The sequence below is a fragment of the Janthinobacterium sp. J1-1 genome (assembly GCF_030944405.1).
GTDB lineage: Bacteria > Pseudomonadota > Gammaproteobacteria > Burkholderiales > Burkholderiaceae_D > Janthinobacterium.
This window is the reverse complement of sequence record NZ_CP132339.1, coordinates 5,014,832-5,038,166: the sequence shown is the minus strand read 5'-3', so window position 1 is coordinate 5,038,166 and position 23,335 is coordinate 5,014,832. Positions and strand designations below refer to the sequence as shown.

Annotated in this window: 21 protein-coding genes; 12 read left to right on the top strand and 9 right to left on the bottom strand. The window is 63.1% G+C overall.

Annotated elements, in window-relative coordinates; all coding sequences use genetic code 11:
• Positions 1-112: 112 nt before the first annotated feature.
• Complete coding sequence (locus Q8L25_RS23050; RefSeq protein ID WP_308921620.1) at positions 113-1,063, bottom strand: hypothetical protein; 951 nt, start codon at positions 1,061-1,063, stop codon at positions 113-115.
• Between the two features lie 103 nt (positions 1,064-1,166).
• Between Q8L25_RS23050 and Q8L25_RS23045 the strand changes: the two genes are divergently transcribed.
• On the top strand, positions 1,167-3,179 hold the full coding sequence (locus tag Q8L25_RS23045) for a bifunctional 2',3'-cyclic-nucleotide 2'-phosphodiesterase/3'-nucleotidase (protein WP_308921619.1): 2,013 nt from the start codon (positions 1,167-1,169) through the stop codon (positions 3,177-3,179).
• 23 nt (positions 3,180-3,202) lie between these two features.
• Complete coding sequence (locus Q8L25_RS23040) at positions 3,203-3,694, top strand: hypothetical protein (protein ID WP_308921618.1); 492 nt, start codon at positions 3,203-3,205, stop codon at positions 3,692-3,694.
• Here Q8L25_RS23040 and Q8L25_RS23035 read toward each other — a convergent pair whose 3' ends face one another.
• Positions 3,695-4,111 (bottom strand): hypothetical protein, encoded by a 417-nt coding sequence (locus Q8L25_RS23035; protein WP_308921617.1) that lies wholly within the window; start codon positions 4,109-4,111, stop codon positions 3,695-3,697.
• Between the two features lie 16 nt (positions 4,112-4,127).
• A complete protein-coding gene (locus tag Q8L25_RS23030; protein WP_308921616.1) occupies positions 4,128-5,036 on the bottom strand; it encodes a hypothetical protein in 909 nt (302 codons plus the stop codon).
• A 312-nt stretch (positions 5,037-5,348) separates the two neighbouring features.
• Here Q8L25_RS23030 and Q8L25_RS23025 point away from each other — a divergent pair, with 312 nt between their 5' ends.
• The 4 genes from Q8L25_RS23025 (at position 5,349) to Q8L25_RS23010 (ending at position 10,198) form a co-directional block, all read left to right on the top strand.
• Positions 5,349-6,506: an ABC transporter substrate-binding protein gene (locus Q8L25_RS23025; protein WP_308921615.1), complete on the top strand. Its 1,158-nt coding sequence runs from the start codon at positions 5,349-5,351 to the stop codon at positions 6,504-6,506.
• A 120-nt stretch (positions 6,507-6,626) separates the two neighbouring features.
• On the top strand, positions 6,627-7,517 hold the full coding sequence (locus Q8L25_RS23020) for a branched-chain amino acid ABC transporter permease (protein WP_308921614.1): 891 nt from the start codon (positions 6,627-6,629) through the stop codon (positions 7,515-7,517).
• A 7-nt stretch (positions 7,518-7,524) separates the two neighbouring features.
• On the top strand, positions 7,525-9,465 hold the full coding sequence (locus Q8L25_RS23015; protein WP_308921613.1) for a branched-chain amino acid ABC transporter ATP-binding protein/permease: 1,941 nt from the start codon (positions 7,525-7,527) through the stop codon (positions 9,463-9,465).
• Between the two features lie 10 nt (positions 9,466-9,475).
• Positions 9,476-10,198, top strand: a complete 723-nt coding sequence (locus Q8L25_RS23010) for an ABC transporter ATP-binding protein (protein ID WP_308921612.1) — start codon at positions 9,476-9,478, stop codon at positions 10,196-10,198.
• On the opposite strand, the gene Q8L25_RS23005 is transcribed toward Q8L25_RS23010, so the two are convergent.
• Positions 10,177-10,851 (bottom strand): hypothetical protein, encoded by a 675-nt coding sequence (locus Q8L25_RS23005; protein ID WP_308921611.1) that lies wholly within the window; start codon positions 10,849-10,851, stop codon positions 10,177-10,179. The genes Q8L25_RS23010 and Q8L25_RS23005 overlap by 22 nt on opposite strands.
• Before the next feature lie 157 nt (positions 10,852-11,008).
• Here Q8L25_RS23005 and Q8L25_RS23000 point away from each other — a divergent pair, with 157 nt between their 5' ends.
• Complete coding sequence (locus tag Q8L25_RS23000; RefSeq protein ID WP_308921610.1) at positions 11,009-13,138, top strand: TonB-dependent receptor domain-containing protein; 2,130 nt, start codon at positions 11,009-11,011, stop codon at positions 13,136-13,138.
• Positions 13,139-13,144: 6 nt separating this feature from the next.
• Here the strand turns inward: Q8L25_RS23000 and Q8L25_RS22995 are convergent, their stop codons facing one another.
• The 5 genes from Q8L25_RS22995 to Q8L25_RS22975 form a co-directional block, all read right to left on the bottom strand.
• Positions 13,145-13,465 carry a DUF2288 domain-containing protein gene (locus tag Q8L25_RS22995; RefSeq protein ID WP_308921609.1) on the bottom strand — a complete coding sequence of 107 codons (321 nt, stop codon included), beginning with the start codon at positions 13,463-13,465 and terminating at the stop codon, positions 13,145-13,147.
• A gap of 196 nt (positions 13,466-13,661) precedes the next feature.
• Positions 13,662-14,360: an RES family NAD+ phosphorylase gene (locus Q8L25_RS22990; RefSeq protein WP_374694194.1), complete on the bottom strand. Its 699-nt coding sequence runs from the start codon at positions 14,358-14,360 to the stop codon at positions 13,662-13,664.
• A 2-nt stretch (positions 14,361-14,362) separates the two neighbouring features.
• Positions 14,363-14,800 carry an MbcA/ParS/Xre antitoxin family protein gene (locus Q8L25_RS22985; protein WP_308921608.1) on the bottom strand — a complete coding sequence of 146 codons (438 nt, stop codon included), beginning with the start codon at positions 14,798-14,800 and terminating at the stop codon, positions 14,363-14,365.
• Positions 14,801-15,069: 269 nt separating this feature from the next.
• The gene (gene recJ / locus Q8L25_RS22980; protein ID WP_308921607.1) at positions 15,070-16,770 is read right to left on the bottom strand and encodes a single-stranded-DNA-specific exonuclease RecJ; all 1,701 of its coding nucleotides are present in this window, start codon (positions 16,768-16,770) and stop codon (positions 15,070-15,072) included.
• Positions 16,767-17,819 (bottom strand): hypothetical protein, encoded by a 1,053-nt coding sequence (locus Q8L25_RS22975; protein ID WP_308921606.1) that lies wholly within the window; start codon positions 17,817-17,819, stop codon positions 16,767-16,769. Before Q8L25_RS22975 ends, recJ begins: the two co-directional genes overlap by 4 nt.
• Before the next feature lie 170 nt (positions 17,820-17,989).
• On the opposite strand from Q8L25_RS22975, the gene Q8L25_RS22970 reads away from it, so the two are divergent.
• The 5 genes from Q8L25_RS22970 to Q8L25_RS22950 are packed head-to-tail and all read left to right on the top strand — an operon-like array spanning position 17,990 to position 23,335.
• Positions 17,990-19,267 (top strand): lipoprotein-releasing ABC transporter permease subunit, encoded by a 1,278-nt coding sequence (locus Q8L25_RS22970; RefSeq protein WP_308921605.1) that lies wholly within the window; start codon positions 17,990-17,992, stop codon positions 19,265-19,267.
• Positions 19,268-19,304: 37 nt separating this feature from the next.
• Entirely contained in the window at positions 19,305-20,564 is a 1,260-nt protein-coding gene (locus Q8L25_RS22965; RefSeq protein WP_308921604.1) for a lipoprotein-releasing ABC transporter permease subunit, read from the top strand.
• Positions 20,565-20,580: 16 nt separating this feature from the next.
• Positions 20,581-21,300 (top strand): lipoprotein-releasing ABC transporter ATP-binding protein LolD, encoded by a 720-nt coding sequence (gene lolD, locus Q8L25_RS22960; protein ID WP_308921603.1) that lies wholly within the window; start codon positions 20,581-20,583, stop codon positions 21,298-21,300.
• A gap of 12 nt (positions 21,301-21,312) precedes the next feature.
• Entirely contained in the window at positions 21,313-22,122 is an 810-nt protein-coding gene (locus tag Q8L25_RS22955) for a TatD family hydrolase (protein ID WP_308925780.1), read from the top strand.
• Positions 22,115-23,335, top strand: coding sequence for a PQQ-dependent sugar dehydrogenase (locus Q8L25_RS22950; protein WP_308921602.1), 1,221 nt, complete (start codon positions 22,115-22,117; stop codon positions 23,333-23,335). The genes Q8L25_RS22955 and Q8L25_RS22950 overlap by 8 nt, the downstream gene beginning before the upstream one ends.

Sequence of the window (23,335 nt, the reverse complement as noted above, 5' to 3'; positions counted from 1 at the left end):
ACCGGGGCAATCAAGCTGATGCGACAGAACCGCCTTGCCATGTTGGCGGGCATCCTGTGCCAGGTTCAGATGGTTTCTTTGGTCGCCAGTTTCATGACAAGCTCCTTGAGATTTATTCCTTGACGATCACCAGTGTATACCCCTGTCCGGGCAAAAGCAATTTGCCCGGTACCGCCAGCACCCAGCGCAGATAGCCGTCGGTATCGGCCACCGGATCGTCATTGGCCATTTCGATGCTGTCATTGATAAAGCGGATATGATACCCCTTGCTGATGCGCGTCTTGATCACCGCGCCATTGATGAAACGCGTGAGCGTGGCGTTGATGAACGGTTCGCTGTGCACGTTCTGCTCGGTCTTGAAGGCGCGTTCCAGGCGCGCGCTGCCGGTATGCGGATTGATGTGCTCGGCGAGGTCCAGGGTTAGTTTCCTGGTACGGGTATCATTCGGCAGGACCTGGAAATCATAGGTTTCGAAGGTCTTGTCATTGATGCGCAGCCACAGCAGTTTGGTGGGGCCATCACCTTCGATGGTCTGCACAAATACCGGCTGTTTGCGCTTGGGGGCAAGCAAGATGTCGGCTTTCAAGGTATTGCTCACGCTGCCCTTGCCATCGGCCTGGACATCGATGTCGTACTGGATCTGGAAGTCGGTAAAGTGGTAGTCCGCCTTGCTGTCGATATAGCGGCTGTTCAGCAAGCTGGTCGGCCGCGGGTAGTGCGCTGGCAGCCACCTGGAGAAAATCGCGTCGGTAATCAGCCGCCAGTTTTTCAGCAGCAAGGGTTCATCATCGATATGGGCCGGGTTGTAAATGGCGGCCATGATAATGTCGCGAAACACGGCCGAAAACTGCACCGACTTGAGAATCACGGAAAACACGCCGGCAATCACGATGGTGCGGCCCAGATCGGTCAGATAGGGGGCGATATCGACATTGAAGATGACGAGTTCGCGCGTGCTGGCAAAGAACAGCAAGCTGCCCAGCACCAGGAAGGCCAGCGCCGGATTGCCGCTGATGGCCTTGACGAGTGCCGTATCGATGAACTTCCGATAGAGATCCACCATCTGCCTTCCTGCGGCGCGCCGGTTCGCCATGCTTGGGCGCATCGATTGCGTGCCAGGGGAGCGGCGCGTATGATGGCCAGTTTTACTTATTCTGACCCTGCCCATGTCGACTGCCTTGCGCCTGATCATACTCCCGATCGCTCCCGTCCTGCTGGCTGCCTGCGGCACCTTGCCGGCCTCCACCCCGGTCGGCAGCACCGCCACCCTGGCCCTGCTGGAAACGACGGATTTGCACGCCAACGTGCTCAGTTATGACTATTACAAGCTGCAGGATGAGCCGTCGATCGGCCTGGAACGCACGGCGGCCCTGATCGCGCAGGCGCGCAGCGAGTTTCCGAACAACCTGCTGCTTGACAACGGCGACACCATCCAGGGCACGGCGCTGGCCGACTACCAGGCGCTGGTAAAGCCGTTGGCCTGCGACCAGACCCTGGCCATTTACAAGGCCATGAATTTGCTGAAGGTCGATGGCGGCGGCATCGGCAACCATGAATTCAATTACGGCCTGGCCTTCCTGAGCCAGGTGACGGGCAACCAGTTCGACGTCGACAGCGTCGATGCGGCCAAGCCGCGCTGCGCGGGGCCGCAGTTTCCGCAAGTGCTGGCCAATGTCTACAGCGTGAAAAGCGGCAAGCCGTTGTTCGCGCCATTTCACATTATCGACAAGAAAATCACGGCGATGGGCGCCGATGGCAAGCTGATTACCAGCACGGTGAAAGTGGGCATCATCAGCTTTGCGCCGCCGACCATCATGTCGTGGGACAAGCGCTGGCTGGAAGGGCGCGTATATACCCAGGGCGTGCGCGAAACGGCGGAAAAATTCATCCCGGAAATGCGCGCCAAGGGCGCCGAGTTGGTGGTGGCCATTTCGCACGGCGGCCTGGACAACAGCCCCTACTCGCCGACTATGGAAAACGGCAATTATTATCTGTCGCAGGTACCGGGCGTGGACGCCATGCTGATCGGCCACTCGCACCAGCTGTTCCCGAACGCCAGCAGCACCGTGCCGCAATTCAATCTGCCTGGCGTTGACAAGGCCCGTGGCCTGGTCAATGGCGTGCCGACCGTGATGGCCAATCTGTGGGGCAAGCACCTGGGCGTGATCGGCCTGCGCCTGCGGCACGATGGCAAGCAGTGGGTGATCGACAAAACCCAAACGACGGTCGAGGCGCGCGGCATCCAGAACGCCGACAAGAGTTATGTCCAGGCCGATCCGGCGATCGCCAAACTGGTCGCCGTCGAACACGCGGCCACCATCGCCTATGTGCAGACGCCGGTCGGCTCGACCGACTTCCGCATGTCGACCTATTTCGCCGACGTGGGCGATATCAGCGCCATCGAAGTGGTCAACCAGGCGCAAACAAGCTATCTGGCCGCCTATGTCAAAGCCAATCTGCCGCAATACGCGAACTTGCCGGTGCTGTCGATGTCGTCGCCGTTCAAGAGCGGCTCGGCCGGCGTCTCCGATTTTACCGATGTGAAGGCCGGCAATGTGGCGCTCAATAACGCGGCTGACCTGTACCTGTATCCGAACGCCCTGTACGGCGTCAAGATGACGGGCGCGGAACTGAAGGCCTGGCTGGAACATTCGGCCCAGCGTTTCAATACCATCGACCCCAACAAGATGGGGCCGCAGGAGCTGATCAATACAGCCCATCCCAGCTACAACTTCGATACCATCACGAGCAAAGATATCAGCTACGAGATCGACGTGACGCAGACGCCCGGCCAGCGCATCAAGCGCTTGACTTACCAAGGCAAACCGGTGGACCTGCAACAGGAATTCTTGATCGCCACCAATAACTACCGCGCCAGCGGCGGCGGCAATTTTCCCGGCCTGGACGGCAGCAAGACGGTGCTCGCTTCGCCCGACAACAACCGCGAATTGCTGATCGCCTATATCACGCAGGAAAAGCAGCTGACGCGCGCGAAAAACGGCGCGGCGCGCAGCTGGCGCTTTGCCAAGGCCGCCACCAGGGGCCCGGTGGTGTTCCATACGGCGCCCAAGGTGCTGGAGCTGGCGCAAGCGGCCGGCATCGACAATGTGACCTTGTTGAAAGCAGATGATGGCGCGGGCAAGGGCTTTGCGTTGTACCAGCTCGATCTGTCGAAGTGAGGTTCAAGGCATCGCTTGCCTCGGTGATATTTGCCGCGGTGACGCTGTCCGGCGCATGCGGTGCGCAAGCGCCGGACAGCATCACCGAAACGGTGGCGCAGGCGAAAGTGCTGATGCGTTCGGGCGAGGCGGGCGCAGCGCAGGCACGGCTGCTGTTCGAACAGGCGGCTGGCGAGGGCAGCGGTGTGGCCGCCTACTATCTGGGGCTGATGCGCAAGAACGGCATGGGCGGCGAACCGGACAGCGTTGCCGCCTTGCGCTGGCTGGAGCTGGCGGCGCGGCGGCAGGTGGCGCCGGCCATGTTTATCGCGGCAAACATGCTGGCCAGCAGTGATATGGACCAGGCGCGCCACTGGCTCGACGCTGCCTGCGCGCTGGAATACCCGGAGGCCTTGATGCAAAAGGCCATCGCCTTGCAGGAGGGAACGATGGGCCATGCGCGCGACCAGAAGCAGGCCGCCTTGTACTTCAAGATGGCGGAACACGCGATGGGGCACCGCCAGCCGGAGCCTTAATCAGGCTGGCGCGTCGTCTTTCTTCGGCTTGCTGCGCAGACTGGCGGCCGCTTCCACCAGCGCCACGGGATCGCGCGACAGGATGGCGGCACCCAGGTCGACCAGCCTGGCCGCCGTCTCGATGCCGGCCTTGATGTCGGTAATGCGCTTGAGCCTGGCCTTGCCCTTGTCGATCGCCTGCATCAGCTCGCCGCTGGCTTGCCGGGCATCCTCGGTGATCAGATAAATGCCGTAGGCGCGAAACAGCGAGACCAGCATGTCCAGGTGATTTTCATGTTTTTCCAGTAGTTGCTGTTCTTCCTGCGACAAGGTGGCGCGCTGGCGGATGCGCAAGTCCAGCACCAGGCTCGAGGCCTGGGCCAGGCTGTCGGCGATCATATAGGTTTCTTCTTTCGTCAAGGCTAGGGGCGTGGCCATGGGGTTCTCCTGTCAGTTACCAGCGCGCGGGCGAGGGCAGGGCGGCCTCGCGTTCCATCACCGCGACGCGCTGCGCAAACGCGTCGACCTGCGCCTGCCATTGCGCATCCTGCGGATGGTCGAGGTGGGTGGCCAGGCCGGCCAGGCTTTGCTGCATGGCGTCGATCGCCTGCGCATAGGCGGTGGCGGCCGCCTGCCGCTGCGCCAGCAGCTTGCGCTCCTGGTACAGATGGGTGCCGACATAGTTGGCCGCCAACGGTTCCGCGCCTGACATGGCCCCGACGGCGCCGCGCAACTGGTCCACTTCGCGCGCCTCCTCGCGCAGATTGGGCAGGTGGATATTGAGCGCGTAATTCTTGAGCGCGTTGCTGGTGATGTCGACGGCTTGCTGGTGCGCCAGCAGCTCGCGCAGGTTGGCTTTTTGCATGCGCCGGGTTGCCAGCGTACTCAGGTATTGCGCCAGTTTCATTACCACCGACAGCTGCCCCGCGTCCAGCACAGGCGCGCCTGCGCCCGGCTGTTCCAGTCCACCCAGCGCATCGCCCAGGCCCTTGAATTGTTCCTGGTACGATGACACTTTGCCGTCGGCAGTGTCGACCAGTACCTTGCCATAGGCGATCAGTACCTCGTTCAGCGCCAGCAGGCGCGGACTCATTTCCTCTTCCAGGATACAGCGCTGGCGCGCCGCCAGTTCGCTGCCTTGCGCGTCGAAACGGGTTGCCATGATCAGTTGCTGGCGCATGGCCTTGGCCATGCAGCTGTCGGCGGCGCCGGCCAGCATGGGGTGGGCCGCGGCGGACAGTTTTTGCGTCTGCTCGCCGACGCTGCGCACCGGCGCGAGATTGCTGGCGCAGCCGCTCAGCAGCAAGGCCGCCAGCAGGCCGGCCGACGCGGGGCGTGACGTTGAAAATGAAGGGGATTGCATACGGCCTCCAGGTGGACAAGCCCGCGCACGGGCGCTGGCATGGCTGACCTTAGCATGGCCGCATGGCGTGACTTTGCGCCAGATCAGATCGTTTCGAGAGCTCCGGTCCGCCTGGTTTGCGCCATAGATTCCTTACAGAATACTGACAGCCAACGGCGAAATATGTTGTTTTTGATATGTTGCGACGCGTCATATGTAGTTGTTGCTGGTGCCACATTACTACCCTACAATGATTTATCGATGGGGCGGTTATCCAGCGTACGACTATAAAAATAAGTGGCTCAAAAACGTTGTATCAGAGGAGATGACAAAATGAAGTTCAAACAGAAATTGCTCGTGGCAAGTTTGGTATTGGGTTTCTCGCAAGCGGCCGTGGCAGCCGACCCCATCAAGATCGGCGTGTCCGGTCCGTTTACCGGCGGTTCCGCGCCGATGGGCGTGTCGATGCGCGACGGCGTCAAGCTGGCCGTGGCGGAAATCAATGCCAAGGGCGGCGTGCTGGGCCGCTCGCTGCTGTTGATCGAGCGCGACGACGAAGCGAAGAACGAACGCGGCGTGCAGATCGCCCAGGAACTGATCAACAAGGAAAAAGTCGCCGCCACCGTCGGTTACATCAACACGGGCGTGGCGCTGGCCTCGCAGCGCTTCTACCAGGAAGCCAAGATCCCCGTGATGAACAATGTGGCCACCGGCTCCATCGTCACCAAGCAGTTTGCCGACCAGCCTGAAAATTATATCTTCCGCAACGCCGCCAACGACCAGATCCAGTCGCACATGATCGTCGAGGAAGCCGTCACGCGCCGCAACTTCAAGAAAGTGGCAATCCTGGCCGACTCCACCAACTACGGCCAGCTGGGCCGCGAAGACCTGGAAAAAGCGCTCGATAAAAAAGGCCTGAAAGCGGTGGTGGTCGAGAAATACAATATCAAGGACGTCGACATGACGGCCCAATTGCTGAAGGCGAAACAGGCGGGCGCGGAAGTGGTGCTGACCTACGGCATCGGCCCTGAACTGGCGCAGATCGCCAACGGCATGGAAAAACTGGGCTGGAAAGTGCCGCTGATCGGCAGCTGGACCTTGGCCATGGGCAACTTCATCGATAACGCCGGCAAGAACGGCAACGGCACGCGCATGCCACAAACCTTTATCCAGGATGCCAGCACGCCCAAGCGCAAGGCCTTTATCGACGCCTATGTGGCCACCTACAAACCGTCGGGCGGCCGCATGCCGTCGGCCGTGTCGGCGGCGCAAGGCTACGATTCCATCTACCTGCTGGCCGCCGCCTTCAAGCAGGCCGGCGGCACGGACGGCCCGAAAGTGCGCGCCGCGCTGGAAAACCTGACGGAAAAAGTGGAAGGCGCCGTCACCACCTACGATAAACCGTTCAGCAAGACCGACCATGAGGCGATCACCGCCGACCTGACCGTGTTTGGCGAAGTCAAGGATGGCAAGGTGGTGCAGGCGAAATAAGCACGCCGCGCTTGACTTGCCCTGTGGCCAGCCCTGAGTAACTCTCCCGAGTGACTCAAGCCTGGCCATTCTTTTATCGTCCGTCGGCAGTGAGCTCCCTGCCGCCACACGGGGAATACCATGGAAATCTTCCTGCAGCTAGTCTTCAGCGGCGTAGCACTGGGCATGATTTACGCCGTCATCGCCTTTGGCTACCAACTCACCTTTGCCACTTCCGGCACGCTCAATTTCGGCCAGGGCGAATCCCTGATGCTGGGCGCGCTCGTCGGCCTGTCCCTGGTGGGCAGCATCCACGGCGGCCCCTACATGAGTTACCTGCTGATGATCCCCATCGTGATCGCCTTCGGCGCGCTGCAGGGCGTGTTCGTCGAGTGGATCGGCGTGCGCCCCGCGATCAAGATCAAGTCCGAATTCGGCTGGATCATGTCGACCATCGCGCTGGCCATCATCTTCAAGAATGTGGCGGAAAACATCTGGGGCAAGGATGACCTGATGTTTCCCTCGCCACTCAGTTCCGCGCCGTTCCAGCTATTTGGCGCCAATGTGCAGCAGATGCAGGTGGCCGTGATCATCGGCGCGCTGGCCATCATGCTGGCGGTCGAGCTGTTCAACCGCAAGTCGATCTACGGCAAGGCCGTGGTCGCCACCGCCAACGACCGCGACGCGGCCGGGCTGATGGGCATCAACACCGGCATGGTGATCACGTTTTCGTATGCGCTGTCGTCCGCCACGGCCGCGTTTGCCGGCGTGCTGGTCGCGCCCCTGACCCTGACCGGCGCCACCATGGGCGCCTCGCTGGGCCTGAAGGCGTTTGCGGTGGCGATTATCGGCGGCCTGACCTCGGGCGTGGGCGCCATCGTCGGCGGCCTGATCCTGGGCATTGCCGAGACCACCACCGGTTATTACATCTCCACCGGCTACAAGGAAGTGCCGGGCCTGCTGTTGCTGCTGCTGGTACTGGCCATCAAGCCGTCCGGCCTGTTCGGCAAAGCCGCGATCAAGAAAGTCTGAGGGAACCATGAACAAACTCACCAAGCTGGCGCTGTGCGCGGCGGGATTGGCCGTGCTCGCGCTGTTCCCGGTCGTTATCCCGAATCCCTACTATATCCACCTGGCCGAAACCATATTGATCTACGCCATTCTGCTGTTCGGCCTCGATATCGTGGTCGGCTACACGGGCCAGGTGTCGCTGGGCCACGCCGGCCTGTTCGGCATCGGCTCGTACGCCACCGGCGTGCTGGTGTTCAAGCTGGGCCTGCCGTTCTGGCTGGCCATGCCCGCCAGCATCGTGGGTGCGGCCGTGTTCGGCGCCATCCTGGCCCTGCCGGCCCTGCGCGTGACCGGGCCCTACCTGGCGATGGTGACTCTGGCCTTCGGCACCATCGTGCAAATCCTGATCAATGAAATGAGCTTCCTGACGGAAGGCCCGATGGGCATCAAGATCCACAAGCCGTCGATGTTCGGCCATAAACTGTCCGAGGTCGAGTACTACTATATGGTGGCGGCGCTGATGGTGATCTCGCTGATCGTCGTGCACCGCATCCTGAAATCGAACCTGGGGCGCGCCTTCGAGGCGCTGCGCGACAGCCCGATCGCCTCCGACTGCATGGGCGTGTCGGTCTACCGCTACAAGGTGTATGCCTTCGTGATCAGCGCCGGTTTCGCCGGCCTGGCCGGCAGTCTGTATGCGTATTCGGAAGAATATATCTCGCCCAATACCTACAACTTCGAGCTGACCATTCTGTTCCTGCTGGCCGTGATCATGGGCGGGCGCAAGACGCGCTCCGGTTCGCTGATCGGCGCGCTGATCGTCGTGATGCTGCCCAGCCTGCTGTCCGATATTGAGCTCTTCCGCAAGATTGCGGTGGCCGCCGCCGTGCTGGGTGTGATCGGATCCATCTTCATGCTGGCCAGGAAGCGCACCACCGTGCGCGGCGTGATCGTGCCGGTGATCGCCACCATCGGCCTGGCCGCGTTTTCCTACAAGCTCGACAATATGGTCGACTGGCGGCTGACCATCTTCGGCCTGATGACCCTGTTCGTCGTGTATTACCTGCAGGACGGCATCGTCGGCTTTTTGATGAGCTTTGTCGGCAAGGGCCGGCGCCATGTGCAAGCGGTGGCTGCCAGTGGCGTGGCGCCGTTCGACCATGCCCAGGGTGGACAGCAGGGCGCCACCTTGCTGCGGGTTGACCAGGCGCTGATGCAGTTCGGCGGCCTGAAAGCACTGAACCAGGTCGACCTGAACGTCACGCAGGGTTCTGTCCACGGCCTGATCGGTCCCAACGGCTCGGGCAAGAGCACCATGATGAATGTGCTGACCGGCATCTACAAGCCGACCGCCGGCAAGGTGGAATTCGCCGGCGCCGTGATTTCCGGGCGCACGCCTTCCGAAATCGCCCTGGGCGGCGTGGCGCGCACCTTCCAGAATGTGCAGTTGTTCGGCGAAATGACGGCCACCGAAAACGTGCTGGTGGGCCTGCACAATACTTTCCAGTCGAACGTGCTGGACGTGATGCTGCAGACGCCGCGCTACAGGCGTGAGGAAAAGGCGGCGCGCGCGCGGGCGGCCAGCATCCTGGAATTCGTTGGCCTGGCGGACCTGGCCAACGAGGAGGCGCGCAACCTGCCGTACGGCAAGCAACGGCTGCTGGAAATCGGCCGCGCGCTGGGCCTCAATCCGCGCCTGCTGCTGCTCGACGAGCCGGCCGCCGGACTCACCGCGCCCGATATCAAGGAGCTGATGGCGATTATCCGCAAGATCCGCGAGCACGGCATCACCATTATCCTGATCGAGCACCATATGGACGTGGTGATGGCCTTGTCCGACGTGGTGACCGTGCTGGACTTCGGCCAGAAGATTGCCGAAGGCATCCCGAGCGCGGTGCAGAGCGATCCGAAAGTGATCGAAGCCTACCTGGGCGGCAGCGACGAAACCCTGGCGCCTGTGGCGCACTGAGAGGAACACCATGCTGACCATCAATAACCTGCACGCCGCCTACGGCAAAGTCGAAGTCCTGCACGGCATTTCGCTGGAGGTGCCGAAGGGCAAGCTGGTGACCCTGATCGGCTCGAACGGCGCCGGCAAGACCACCACCATGCGCGCCATTTCCGGCATGATCAAACCCAAGTCGGGCAGCGTCACCCTGGGCGGCAAGGACGTGACGGGCCTCGATTCGCACAAGATCGCCCGCGCCGGCCTGGCCCATTCGCCGGAAGGGCGGCGCGTGTTCGCCTCGATGTCGGTCACCGACAACCTGCTGCTGGGCGCGTTTCCCCGCTTTACGCGGGCGCGGCCGAAGGGCGATATCAAGCGCGACCTGGAAAAAGCGCTGGAACTGTTTCCGCGCCTGAAGGAACGCCAGCACCAGCTGGCCGGCACCCTGTCCGGCGGCGAGCAACAGATGCTGGCGATGGCGCGCGCCGTGATGCTGAACCCGGAAGTGATCTTGCTGGACGAACCGTCGATGGGCCTGGCGCCCATCCTGGTCGAGGAAGTATTCCGCATCATCACGCGCCTGAAAGGCGAGGGCGTGACCATGCTGCTGGTGGAGCAGTTTGCCGCCGCCGCCCTGAACGTGGCCGATTATGGCTATGTGCTGGAAAACGGCAGCATTTCCGTGCACGGACCGGCCGAGAGCCTCAAAACCGATCCGAAGGTGATTGCGGCCTACCTGGGCGGCGGGCACTGAGCGAACAGTTGCTCAAGGCGCGCATCGGGTGCGTGCAACAGCAGCACGCACTTCAGCGAAGGGGCGGGATCAAGGAACAGGGTGTAACCGTTGCCGAAAATTCCTGGTTCCGCCAGGATGCGGGTCCATCTGACCATGCTGGACGCCCTGGTGATGCGCGTATAGGTGACCTGCCTGCCGTCAAAATCGTATTGCGCTTCGAACGGCGCCAGCGCCCGCGCGCTTTTCAGCTGTTTGTTGACGATGCGCCGCGCGATCGCTCGCCATAGTTTTTCCCACGGCTGCCGTTGCCAGACGATCACGCGCGGCAGCAGCACCAGCAGGGCCAGAATCACGCCGAAGAACCCCAGAAAAATGATATCGAGCCGATGGCCGCGCAGAACCAGGCCGCCACGCGCTGCAAAGGCCAGTGCGATCAACAGGCCAAGCCCGCTGGCCCATACGGTCAAGGCGTGCAGCCTGGGCGACCGCGCAAACGCCTCGTGCATCTGCCGCTCGCTGGCCTGCAGCCGTTGCTCGACGCCGCCGCGCACCCGGTTCGCCAGCAGCCTGGCGAGGAACACCTCTTCCAGCTCGGGCGCCATGCGTTCGAGGGCGGCCGCGTCGATCAGCGTGCGCAGTTGTAGAGTTGGAATATCCGGTTTGGTTTGCATGCGAAATCAGTTGCTTATCAGTGAGTGTCTGCCATGTTAGCCGATAGGCCACACATTTTGAATACACTGTCCGCCAGCAAGCTCGAATAACAAGCTGGCTTAGTCTTGTCAAATCCTCTACACTGCGCGCTCCCTCACGTCGTGTAGAACAGGCCTTATGCGCAGCAACTTCAGGTATTGCCCCCTAGCGTTATTGCTGCTCTCCGGCATGGCTTGCGCCGACGATAACGCGCTGCAAAAAGTGGAAGTGTCCGCCGCCAGCGGCACGGCGCAGCGCGAAGCCGATACGGCGGCCAAAATCATTATCGGCCGCGATGATATCGGCCAGTATGGCGACAACAATCTCGCCGCTGTCCTGAAACGCCAGCCGGGCGTATCGGTCGTCGGCAATGAAGTGCGCATGCGGGGCTTGGGCGCCGGCTATACGCAGATCCTGATCAATGGCGACCCGGCGCCACCCGGCTTTTCCATCGAGGCTATGGCGCCCGAGATGATCGAGCGCATCGAGATCATGCGCAGCGCGACGGCCGAATACAGCATGCAGGCGGTGGCCGGCAGCATCAATCTGGTATTGCGCAAGGGCGCCAGCCGCACCGAGCGCGAGTGGAAGCTGGGCACCGGCCGGGTCGATGATCGCTGGAACCCGTCCGCCTCGCTGCGCCTGGCCGACAAGTCGCCCGGGTTTGCGTATGCGGTCACTAGCGCGCTGGACCGCACGGCGGACGATACCTCACCCTTGACGACCGAGCGCGCGGTTGGTCCACAGGGCGAAGTGCTGGCCTTGCGCCGCATGCAGTCGCGCAATGCCTCTTTCGTCAACAAGGCCAGCCTCACGCCGCGCCTGAACTGGACGCTGGATAATGGCGACACGCTTACCTGGCTGAGTTTGCTGGACTGGTATCGCACCGGTTTCGACGGCGCCTCGTTTGAAACCGTAACGCAGGGGCCAGGAAGCGACTATCCACGCAACCGCATCACGTCGCAGGCGCGCATTTTTTCGGCGCGCAGCGATATCAGCTGGGTGCATGCGTTCGGCGCGGCCGGCAAGCTGACGACCAAGCTGGGCGTGAACCACAACCGGCGCGACACGGACTACGCCTTTCACGGCAATGGCGGTGATAATGCGCCGCTGCTGCTGCGCGCCGTGGTGTCCGACGCCATCGATGACAGCGTGACGAGCACCGGCAAATACCTGGCACGCCTGGCGGCAGGCCATGCCTTGAGCGTGGGCTGGGATGGCAGCGCGATCCGCCGCAGCGAAGCACGCCGCCAGCGCGACACCTTCTTTGATAGCACGCCACCGTATGCGCTCGACGAGGACTATACGGCCGACGTGGCTCGGCTGGCCGTGTTTGCGCAGGATGAGTGGGAGATGACGACGCAGGTACAAATGTATGCGGGCGTGCGCTGGGAAGGGCTGCGCACCGCCACCGCAGGGCGCACCTTGCGCGAAGTACAAACGCGCTCCAGCGTCTGGAGTCCGGTGGCGCAGCTGCTGTGGAAGCTGCCCGGCACCGCGCGCGACCAGTTGCGCCTGGCGCTGGCGCGCAGCTACAAGGCGCCCACCACGCGCAGCCTGGTGCCGCGCCGCTATACCGTCAACAATGCCAACAGCGCCACCAATCCGGATTTCCAGGGCAACCCCGCCTTGCGCCCGGAACTGGCGTGGGGGCTCGACGTGGCCTATGAACATTATTTTGGCAAGAGCGGCGTGGCCAGCATGTCGGCGTTCGCGCGGCGTATCGGCGACGTCACTGTGCAGTATCTGTATTTACAGGATGGTGTATGGATCACCAGCCCCTTCAACAACGGCGTGGCGCAGGTGCGCGGCATCGAGATGGACCTGAAGTTTCCCTTGCGTACCTGGTTTATCGGCGCGCCCGAGATCGACCTTCGCGCCAATGCCGCGCGCAACTGGTCGACGGTCGAGGCGGTGCCGGGACCGGGCAACCGCCTGGCCAGCCAGGTGCCGGCCACCCTGAACCTGGGAGTGGACTACCGCCTGTCGGCCCTGGCGAGCGTGGGCGGCAATGTGCATCTGCAAACGGGTGGCTGGGCGCGGCAGGATGCGCAGGCCGGCAGTTACACCGGTGTGCGCCGCACCTTGGACGCCTACGCCCTGTGGCAGCCCGATGGCAAGACGCGCCTACGGCTGTCGCTGGCCAATCTGCTGCATCAGCGGCAAACGCAGGGCTTGTCGTATGCCGATGAGGAAGGTCGCCGCGACAGCATGACCGCCACGCCGGGTAGCTCATCGCTGCGGCTGATGCTGGAGCACAGCTTGTAGCGCAGGTCAGTGCTTGGTGGGCTTGTCCTGCTGCACCAGGATAAACGGGCTGACCACCACCGCCCACAGCGAGGCATCGGCCGCCTGCCAGTCCAGCGCCTGCTGGTCCGATACCTTGGCCAGCTGGCCATCGGCCATCCATTGCGTGATGGTCGATTTGTCGTCGTGCGAGATGCGCACGGCGACCTCGACCAGGTCGAGCTCATTGGCGATCCACACCACATTGCCTTGCGCGAAATGCTTTTCCAGCTCGCGCCAGGGCAGGCGGGCCGTTTCGCTGTTCACTTTGAGGCGCAGGTCGGTGTCTTTTTCAGGGTTGGTTTGCATGCGAATAATCTGTTTGATAGGGAAGATGCCTGGCCGCTAAGTAATCGTCAGGAAATTATTGTGAAGTTATGACGAACAGAACCGGATGCTATGCAAGGCGCCAACTGCGACGCAGTGCGAGCACTGCTAGCAGTTGGCAACACAGCAGAGCGCCGGTTATGGAAGTCAGAAATCACAAGAATTTATTGGGGGTTACTTAAAGCGTTTCGACATTTGGCACGGGCGTACCCCGCCATGTTAACCGATAGGCCGCGCCTTTGCGAACATTGCCCACCAGGGCGGGGCGAAAGCAGGCCAGGTTGGTGCCCTCGGCGCGCCGCGTGCTGGGAAAGATCACGCCCATCGATCCCGCGTCGAGCAGGGTGGCCGCCAGTTCCTGCGAGGCGATATAGCTGACCGGGTCCAGGCAAGCCTCGAAACGGGGCTGGCCGCGCAGGTCGTGAAAGGTGGCGGAAAAGTCCGCCAGCAGCGACTGGTAGCTGACGCTGTCGGTGAAGTAATCGATCTCCTGGTACTCCACCGTCTTGTGGAAGATGATCTCGGCCAGCGCCGTTTCCATGTCAAAGGCGCAATACCACGCGCCTCGTTCGCCATCGTTGAAACGCGCCCCTTCCGGCCGCGCATAGGTGTAGGCGGCGTTGATGATGCGGAAATGGGGTACGCCAAAAACCAGCTCGTCCACGCCAATTCCTGGCGTGCCACCGTACTCGGCGATGAGGCGCGCATTGGTGGCGTTGTCGAGTTCGAACAGCTGGGCCAGGTGGTCGTCGTTGTCGGCCAGCGGCGCCAGCACGGAGTCTTCCATGTCGGCAAAGCGCGAGGGGATCAGGCGGCAGGTATCGATCTGCCGAAGCGCCGAGCGCGGCGGCAGGCCGTCAGGCAGCAGGCGCGTCACGCTTACAACCCGCCGCGCCGCGCGTCGAGCAGCTTCCTGACCGTCTGCATCGCCAGCAGGCCACCGGCCAGCATCTGGGACAGGGGCGTGCGCCCGCCAAAGATGGCGTTCTTGTTCGGCAGGTTGACCCATTCATCGGCAAGCTGGTCGCCGTAAAGAATATGTAGCGCCTTGTAGATACCGAGCAGATAGGAAATGCGCGTGATGCGATCCACTTCCAGCACCCGGTCCGGATTCTTTTTCCACTCGTACCAGGCGCTGCTCGACAAACCGCCCAGCAATTCGCGTGCATCGTCGTCGCGCAGTTTCCAGGCGGTGGCCAGCTTGAAAAACCCTTTCAGCGCCGCCTGCGACAAGCGCTCGCGCTCGGCCCTGGCGTTCAGGTCGACAAGGACAGCCGGTTCAAAGCGGCTCTTCGGATAAGCATAGGCAAGATTCATGATCGCTCCTTATATGGATTAATATTACTCCATTTTTGGAAAATTAACAGGGCGCGTGGCAATGGTGTGCGGCGTGCTGCTGCAATTGGGGCGGTCAGGGCATGGGGCTGGCTATGGGAACCTCCCGAGCCGCCACCGACTTCGCCTTCACAACGATGGTGCCTGCCATGAATCTTGCTGGCCGCGACTTACTTGATTGATACACCTTTACTCAGGGGAAATGTTGGCTATCGAAACAGGGATTGAGATGCGGCAATAATCTGCGGCTATCACGCCGGCTCCGCATGCTCCACCATCAGTTGCACCTTGGTCGTGCCATTGTATTCATTCGCGTCGAGCCGGAACGCCACCCGCGTGCGTTCACCGAGCGCATCCGTATGCCCGAACCAGATCGCATCGAAGCGCACGCCGTTCTTTTCCAGCAGCAGTTTCAGGTGGCGTTCCTTCAGAATACGCTGGCTGACGACGCGGAATTCATCGCAGAACACGGGCGGCGCAAAGCCCTGGCCCCATACCTGGCCGTCCATCAGCTCGATAAAGGCGGTGGTGTAGTAGGCGTCTTCCAGCGGGCCGTCCGTTTCCACCACTCTTTCCAGCTGCTGCTGGCTCAGCCAGGCTTGTCCCACCGCTTCGAATGCCTGCGAAAAGGCGTCAAAGGCGTCGGCGCGGATGGTGAGGCCGGCCGCCATCGCGTGGCCGCCGAACTTGTCGATCAGGCTGGGGGCGCGTTTCGAGACCAGGTCGAGCGCGTCGCGCAAATGAAAACCGGGGATCGACCGTCCGGAACCCTTGATCCAGCCGTCGGCGCCCGGTGCGAAGGTAATCGTCGGGCGGTAGAATTTTTCCTTCAGGCGCGAGGCCACGATGCCGATCACGCCCTGATGCCAGGACTCGTCGAACACGCTGATGGTGCTGCTGTTGGCCGGCTCGAAATGATCGAGGTGCAGCAGGGCCGTATCCTGCATTTCCGCCTCGATCTCGCGCCGTTTCAGGTTGATGTCGTTCAATTGCTGGGCCAGCGCCCAGGCGCGGCCTTCGTCGTCGGTGATCAGGCATTCGATGCCGAGCGACATGTCCTGCAGGCGCCCGGCCGCATTCAGGCGCGGCCCCAGCGCAAAACCCAGGTCGAATGGCGTGGCGCTGCGCGCTTCGCGGCCGGCCACGCGGAACAGGGCAGCCACGCCCGTGTGCATATTGCCCTTGCGCATGCGCTTGAGGCCCTGCGCCACCAGGATGCGGTTGTTGGTGTCGAGGCGCACCACATCGGCCACGGTGCCCAGCGCCACCAGGTCGAGCAGATTGTCCAGCTTGGGTTGCGGCTGCGTCTCGTAGGCGCCGCGCCGGCGCATTTCCGCGCGCAAGGCCAGCAAGACGTAAAACATGACGCCCACGCCGGCCAGGTGCTTCGACGGAAAGCCGCAGGCGGGCTGGTTCGGGTTGACGATGACGGCCGCGTCGGGCAGGGTGTCGGCCGGCAAGTGATGGTCGGTGACCACCACTTGGATGCCGCGCCGGTTCGCTTCGGCCACGCCGTCGATGCTGGCGATGCCGTTGTCGACCGTAATGATGATGTCCGGGGACTTTTCGCGCGCCGTCAGCTCGACGATCTCGGGTGTCAGGCCATAGCCGTATTCAAAACGGTTCGGCACGATAAAGTCGACATTCGCCCCCATCGCGCGCAAGCCGCGCAGGGCCACGGCGCAGGCGGTGGCGCCGTCGCAATCGTAGTCGGCGACGATCACCAGGCGTTTGTTGGCGGCAATCGCATCGGCCAGGAATACGCCTGCCGCATCGACGTGCAGCAGGCCGGCTGGCGGAATCAGGTCTTTCGCCTCAATCGACAGTTCGGCCGCATTGGACAGGCCGCGCGACGCGTACAACCGGGCCAGCACGGGGTGAATGCCGCCCTGGCGCAGCAGTTCGGATTCGCGGTACGGACAGGGGCGGGTGGCGATACGGGTGCGTGTCATGATGAGCTCAATGTGTTCAGGGTGTGGGCGCGCCAGAATTTGCGCTGCGCATTCTTGCTGGTGGCGCAGTCCAGCCAGGCGTCGCGGTGGCTCAGCACCAGGCGCAACTGGCCCAGGCGGCCTTCCTTGATGGCCGCCAGCAGCGGCGCAAACCAGTGCTGCTCCAGTTCCTGCAGCTGCGCCAGCCAGGTGCCCCAGTCCTGCGCCATGGCCGATTCGACCAGGCCGGCATACACCACCAGCGCATCGGACTGGCCGGCGATGATGCTGGCCGGGGCGGCATCGCGCCGCGACGGTTCGGCCAGCGCCGACAGCCAGCCGGGCGCGGCGCTCACATGCAGGGCGTCGGCGCAGGCAGGCGCTCTGGCCTTGGCGTCGTTCGCGCCCCACAACCAGTAGCCATTGATGGTTTTCAGGCCGCGCGCCTCGCGCGCGGCGTTGACCGGGTGTTCATGCCACAGCATCTGCACTTCATTTTGCAGCCGGCGCGAGGCGCGCGCATGCTCGCCCTCGGGCATCCAGTCGGCCAGGTTCTGGCTGGCGGCCGCGTCCGGTGATGCGCAGCGCAGATCGGTCCAGCCATCGGCGCGCATGAACCAGGTATGGGCGTCGCCGTAATACAGGGGCTGGCCCAGCTCGTCGAAATAGGGCCGGGCCAGCTCGAACAGGGTGCGGCTGTCGGCCTCGCTCAGTTGCAGCTGGCGCAAGTCGTCCATCGTCAGGTGCTTGCGCGTAATTTCAATATGCACGGGGTGGATCAGGAAATAGCGCGCACCAGGCTCCGGCGTCAGGCCAAAGCCGCGCATGGCCGCCGCCGCAAACGGTGCCGCGGCGTCATCGCTGCCGGCCGGCGGCGCCAGTTCGAGCGCATGCGCCAGCCAGGCTTCGTGCGGCAGCAAGCGGGTGGTGCCGTCAAACTCATGCAAGGTGGAGGTCGACGTGCGCGATATCAGCGCCGCCAGCGCCGGAGTCTGCAGCGCCTTGATCAGGTCGCCGGCCAGCGCTGAATGCGGCAGGGCATAGGGAAGAACGAGGGTAAGTTGATTCATGCCGAGATTGTAGGCCATTGTGGCCAGGTGCGAACAGGATACGGCGCCTTCCGTGGGATCTTGCCTATCTATCTGACGCCAGCGTGGCGTGTTTCACGCATGAAATGATGATTATGTGGCACACTGCGCGCTCGCCTATCATCGTTGTCGCGGGAGCGCATAAGTATCAAATGAGCATCATCAAACAATTTCCTTACGAGTGGCAGGTCGGCGTGCGCTACACGCGCGCCGGCAAACGCAGCGGTCGTAACAGTTTCATTTCCTTTATCTCCATGATTTCCGTGGCCGGCATCGCGCTGGGCGTGGCGGCGCTGATCGTCGTGCTGTCCGTCATGAACGGCTTCCAGAAGGAAGTCACCGACCGCCTGATGTCGGTGCTGGCCCACGTGGAAGTGTTCGACACGCGCGGCGCCATGCCGAACTGGCAGGAGCAGGAAAAGGCCGCCTACGCCAACCCGCAAGTCAAGGCCGTCGCACCGTTCGTGGAAACCCAGGGCATGCTGCTCAACGACGAAACCATGCGCCCGTCCGTGGTGCGTGGCGTGCTGCCGCAGCAGGAAGCCAAGGTCTCCAGCGTGGCAGGGCAGATGAAAGAGGGCCAGTTCGCGTCCCTGACGCCGGACTCCTACCATATCGTGCTGGGCATCGACCTGGCCAAGGCGCTGGGCGTCACGGTGGGCCAGAACGTGACCCTGATGCTGGAACGCGAACCGCGCGCCGGCGATTCCCTCAACAGCATGGTCATGCCGCGCATGCGGGCGCTGAAGGTCTCGGGCATTTTTGAGGCGGGCCACAATGAACTCGACGCCAGCCTGGCGTTTGTCAACATGCAGGACGCCGAACAGCTGCTGATGCTCGACGGCCCGTCCGGCCTGCGTCTGCGCCTGCATGACATGAACCAGGCGCCGCAGGTGGCGCGGGAACTCAAGGCCTCGATGCCGGGCGAATTGTGGATGCGCGACTGGTCGCGCGCCAGTGCCAGCTGGTACGCGCTGGTGCAAAGCCAGAAGAACATGATGTTCATTATTCTCAGCATGATCATCGCGGTGGCCGCCTTCAACCTGGTCTCGACCCTGGTGATGTCGGTCACCGACAAGCAGGCCGATATCGCGATCCTGCGCACCCTGGGCGCCTCGCCGTTTTCCATCATGAAGATCTTCATGATCCAGGGTGCGCTGGTGGGCCTCTTGGGCAGCGCCCTGGGCGTGGCCGGCGGCGTGCTGCTGGCGCTGAACGTGGGCGTGATCGTGCCCTTTATCGAAGGCATTTTCGGCCTGCACTTCATCTCGAAAGAGATCTACCAGATCAGCGCCGTGCCGTCCGACCTGCACTGGCTGGACGTGGCGCAGATCGGCCTGATCGCCTTTGGCCTGGCGCTGGTGGCGACCATCTATCCGAGCTGGCGCGCGGCGCGCGTGAAGCCGGCCGAAGCGCTGCGCTACGAGTAAAAACGAAATACCGATTAAATCCGCCGGAAGCACAAGAATGTTAAAGAATTTGCCTTTTGAATGGCTGGTCGGCCTGCGCTACACGCGGGCCGGCAAGCGCAGTGGCCGCAACAGTTTTATCTCGTTTATCTCGCTCATTTCCATGGCCGGCATCGGCCTGGGCGTGGCGGCGCTGATCGTCGTGCTGTCGGTGATGAACGGCTTCCAGAAGGAAGTCACCGACCGCATGCTGTCGGTGCTGGCCCACGTCGAGGTATTCGACAACAGCGGCAGCATGCCCGACTGGCGCGCGGAAAAGGCCCAGGCCTTCAAGAATCCAGCCGTCAAGGGCGCGGCGCCTTTCGTCGAAACCCAGGGCATGCTGCTGCGCGACGATGCGCTGCGCCCGGCCATTGTGCGCGGCGTGCTGCCGGAAGAAGAACCGAACGTGTCCGACGTGGCCGGCCAGACGCGCATGGGCAGCTTCAAGGCGCTGCAGCCGGGCACCTACAATATCGTGCTGGGCATCGAGCTGGCGCGCGCGCTGCGCGTCAATCTCGGCGAAAAAGTCACGCTGATGCTGGCCCAGGGCCAGGTCACGCCGGCCGGCGTGCTGCCGCGCATGCGCAGTTTTACCGTCAGCGGGATCTTCCAGGCCGGCCACAACGAATTCGACGCCGGCCTGGCGTTCATCAATATCGAGGACGGCCAGCGGCTGCTGCGCCTGGAAGGCCCGTCCGGCCTGCGCCTGCGCCTGGTCGACATGAACCGCGCGCCGCAGGTGGCGGCAGAACTGAAAAAATCCATGCCGGGCGACCTGCGCCTGCGCGACTGGTCGCAATTGAACGCCAACTGGTTTGCCGCCGTGCAGACCGAAAAGCGCATGATGTTCATTATCCTGACCCTGATCATCGCGGTGGCCGCCTTCAACCTGGTGTCGACCCTGGTGATGACGGTGACCGACAAGCAGGCCGATATCGCCATCCTGCGCACCCTGGGCGCCTCGCCTGGCTCCATCATGAAAATCTTCATGATCCAGGGCGCTTTGGTCGGCATTCTCGGCACCATTCTCGGCGTTGGCGGCGGCGTGCTGGTGGCGATGAATATCGACGTCATCGTGCCGTTTATCGAACACCTGCTGGGCGTGCAGTTCCTGTCCAAGGACATCTATTTCATCAGCACCGTGCCGTCCGACCTGCGCTGGCCCGACGTCACCAGAATCGGCGTGCTGGCCGTGATCCTCGCCTTTCTGGCGACCCTGTATCCAAGCTGGTGGGCCGCGCGCGTGAAGCCGGCCGAAGCCCTGCGCTACGAATAATCATTAGACCATGACCATGACCGATCTGAATAAAAACGCCGCCACATCCACCACCGCCGCCGTGCTGTCCTGCCGTGGCCTGGGCAAGACTTTCACCCAGGGCAGCTACAAGGTGCAGGTACTGGCCGGCATCGATATCGACATCCATCGCGGCGAGCGCGTGGCCATCGTCGGCGCTTCCGGTTCCGGCAAGTCGACCCTGCTGCACCTGCTGGGCGGCCTCGATACGCCGACCACCGGCAGCGTCACCTTGCTGGGGAAAGACTTCGCCACCCTCAGCGAAAAGGCGCGCGGCGACTTGCGCAATGCCTCGCTCGGTTTTGTCTACCAGTTCCACCATCTGCTGCCGGAATTTTCGGCGCTGGACAACGTCGCCATGCCTTTGATGATACGGCGCATGAAGCGCGCGCCGGCCACCGACCTGGCGCAGCAGATCCTGGCGCGCGTCAACCTGGCCAAGCGCGTCACGCACACGCCCGGCGAACTGTCGGGCGGCGAGCGCCAGCGCGTGGCCCTGGCCCGCGCCCTCGTCACGCAGCCGGCCTGCGTGCTGGCCGACGAACCGACCGGCAATCTCGATCACGCCACGGCTGAACAGATTTTTGACCTGATGCTGGAACTGTCGCGCACCCTGGGCACGGCTTTCGTCATCGTTACCCACGATATCGAACTGGCCAGGCGCTGCGACCGCGTGCTGCGCCTGACCGACGAAGGGCTGCAACCCTACCAGTACTGAGGTCTCGCCATGCTGTGGATCGATACGCACTGCCACCTGGACGCCCACGAATTCGGTAACGAATCGCTGCCGGTGGCGCAGCGCGCCGGGGAACTGGGCGTGGCCATGATCGTCATTCCCGCCGTCGAAAAGGCGAATTTTTCCATCGTGCGCGAGCTGGCGCACGGCGCGCCCAACGGCTGCTATGCGCTGGGCATCCACCCGATCTACGTGCCGCACGCCACCGAGGACGATCTGCTGGCGCTGCGCGAGGCTGTGGCCGTGGCGATGACGGACCCGCGCTTTGTCGCCATCGGCGAGATCGGCCTGGATTTCTTTATTCCCATGCTGGCGGAACCGGCCATGCGCGCCAAGCAGGAACACTTCCTGCGCGAGCAGCTGAAAATCGCGCGTGATTTCGACCTGCCGGTGCTGGCCCATGTGCGCCGTTCGCAGGACATCGTCCTGAAACATGCGCGCCAGATCCGCCCGAACGGCGGCATCGCGCACGCCTTCAACGGCAGTTTTCAACAGGCGCAGGGCTATATCGACCTCGGTTTCAAGCTCGGCTTCGGCGGCGCCATGACGTTTACGCGCGCCTTGCAGATACGCCGCATGGCCACCGATTTGCCCTTGAGTTCCATCGTGCTGGAAACCGATGCGCCCGATATTTCCCCTGCCTGGATCCACCCTGGCCGCAACAGCCCGGAACAGCTGCCCCGCATCGGCGCCGTGCTGGCCGAACTGCGCGGCATCGACCTTGCCGACGTGGCGGCGCAGACCAGCGCCAACGCCCGCGCGGTGATGCCGCGTCTACCCTTGATGGAAAGCCCACATGAATAAGAAGATACTCGTTGCCGCGCTGCTCAGCTCCCTGGCGGCACCCGCCATGGCGGCCGACCTGTGTGACGGCTTGCCCCGCCTGAACGTCACCACGCCGGCCGGCTTTTGCGTCGGCGTGCTGGGCGACGGCATGAAATTTCCGCGTGGCGTGCTGCCGCTGACCAATGGCGACGTGCTGGTCACCGACATGGCCGGCTGGACGGCGAACCAGGGCAAGCTGTGGCTGCTCAAGCGCCAGGCCGGTGGCAAGTTCGAACGCAAGCTGCTGCTCGACAAGCTCGATCGCCCGAACGGCATCGTGCAGGGGCCGGACGGCATGGTCTACGTGGGCGTGGTGGGGCGCATCTTCCGCTTCGACCTGCGCGACCCGGCCTCCCTCACCGACGTGATCGGCGGCACCGCGAAAACGCCGGGCCTGCCGGGCCTGGGCCTGCATCTCTTGACCACCATGCGCTTCAGTCCCGCAGGCGACCTGTATGTCAACGTGGGGTCCAGCACCGACCATTGCGAAGGCAAGGACGGCAAGGCGCCGGACGCGGGCAAACCGTGCGCCACGGCCGAAGGCAAGGAAGCGCTGGGCGCCATCCGCGAATACAAGATGGCCTGGCCGGCCGGCACGGTCACCAGCTGGAGCACCCATGCGCACGGCTTGCGCAATTCGATGGCGCTGGCGTTTCACCCGGCCACCGGCGCCCTGTGGCAGGCGGAAAATGCGCGCGACGCGATCCAGGCCGCCATGCCGCAGCTGAAAAGCGACGAGAACCTGCCGCATGAAGAACTGAACCTGATCAAGGCCGGCCAGCATTACGGCTGGCCCTACTGCTACGACAGCAATGTCGCCAGCCCCGAATACCCGAAGACCGATTGCGCCGCCAAATACACGGCGCCACAGCGCCTGCTGCCCGGTCACGCCGCGCCGCTGGGCATGACCTTTTATACGGCCAGCCGCTTCCCGGCCACCTATAAAAACAGCCTGATCATCGGCTACCACGGCTACCGTGCCAACGGCCACCGCCTGGTGGCGCTATTGCCCGATGCTGCCGGCGCGCCGCTGGGCAAGTCGGTCGAGCTGATCGGCGGCTGGGAGCGCAAGGGCAAGCAGGGCAGGGGCGCACCGGTCGATGTCAAGCAGGGCCAGGACGGCGACATCTACCTGGCCGACGATCACAATGGACTGGTGCTCAAGCTCCATTACGAGGCGCCGGCCAGGTAA

Coding starts and splice junctions, on each gene's coding strand:
- Q8L25_RS23045 (WP_308921619.1), top strand. CDS start 1,167: ATGTCGACTGCCTTGCGCCTGATCATACTCCCGATCGCTCCCGTCCTG.
- Q8L25_RS23010 (WP_308921612.1), top strand. CDS start 9,476: ATGCTGACCATCAATAACCTGCACGCCGCCTACGGCAAAGTCGAAGTC.
- Q8L25_RS22950 (WP_308921602.1), top strand. CDS start 22,115: ATGAATAAGAAGATACTCGTTGCCGCGCTGCTCAGCTCCCTGGCGGCA.
- Q8L25_RS23020 (WP_308921614.1), top strand. CDS start 6,627: ATGGAAATCTTCCTGCAGCTAGTCTTCAGCGGCGTAGCACTGGGCATG.
- Q8L25_RS23030 (WP_308921616.1), bottom strand. CDS start 5,036: ATGCAATCCCCTTCATTTTCAACGTCACGCCCCGCGTCGGCCGGCCTG.
- Q8L25_RS22970 (WP_308921605.1), top strand. CDS start 17,990: ATGAGCATCATCAAACAATTTCCTTACGAGTGGCAGGTCGGCGTGCGC.
- Q8L25_RS23005 (WP_308921611.1), bottom strand. CDS start 10,851: ATGCAAACCAAACCGGATATTCCAACTCTACAACTGCGCACGCTGATC.
- Q8L25_RS23015 (WP_308921613.1), top strand. CDS start 7,525: ATGAACAAACTCACCAAGCTGGCGCTGTGCGCGGCGGGATTGGCCGTG.
- recJ (WP_308921607.1), bottom strand. CDS start 16,770: ATGACACGCACCCGTATCGCCACCCGCCCCTGTCCGTACCGCGAATCC.
- Q8L25_RS23025 (WP_308921615.1), top strand. CDS start 5,349: ATGAAGTTCAAACAGAAATTGCTCGTGGCAAGTTTGGTATTGGGTTTC.
- Q8L25_RS22975 (WP_308921606.1), bottom strand. CDS start 17,819: ATGAATCAACTTACCCTCGTTCTTCCCTATGCCCTGCCGCATTCAGCG.
- Q8L25_RS22995 (WP_308921609.1), bottom strand. CDS start 13,465: ATGCAAACCAACCCTGAAAAAGACACCGACCTGCGCCTCAAAGTGAAC.
- Q8L25_RS22965 (WP_308921604.1), top strand. CDS start 19,305: ATGTTAAAGAATTTGCCTTTTGAATGGCTGGTCGGCCTGCGCTACACG.
- Q8L25_RS23000 (WP_308921610.1), top strand. CDS start 11,009: ATGCGCAGCAACTTCAGGTATTGCCCCCTAGCGTTATTGCTGCTCTCC.
- lolD (WP_308921603.1), top strand. CDS start 20,581: ATGACCGATCTGAATAAAAACGCCGCCACATCCACCACCGCCGCCGTG.
- Q8L25_RS23035 (WP_308921617.1), bottom strand. CDS start 4,111: ATGGCCACGCCCCTAGCCTTGACGAAAGAAGAAACCTATATGATCGCC.
- Q8L25_RS23050 (WP_308921620.1), bottom strand. CDS start 1,063: ATGGTGGATCTCTATCGGAAGTTCATCGATACGGCACTCGTCAAGGCC.
- Q8L25_RS22985 (WP_308921608.1), bottom strand. CDS start 14,800: ATGAATCTTGCCTATGCTTATCCGAAGAGCCGCTTTGAACCGGCTGTC.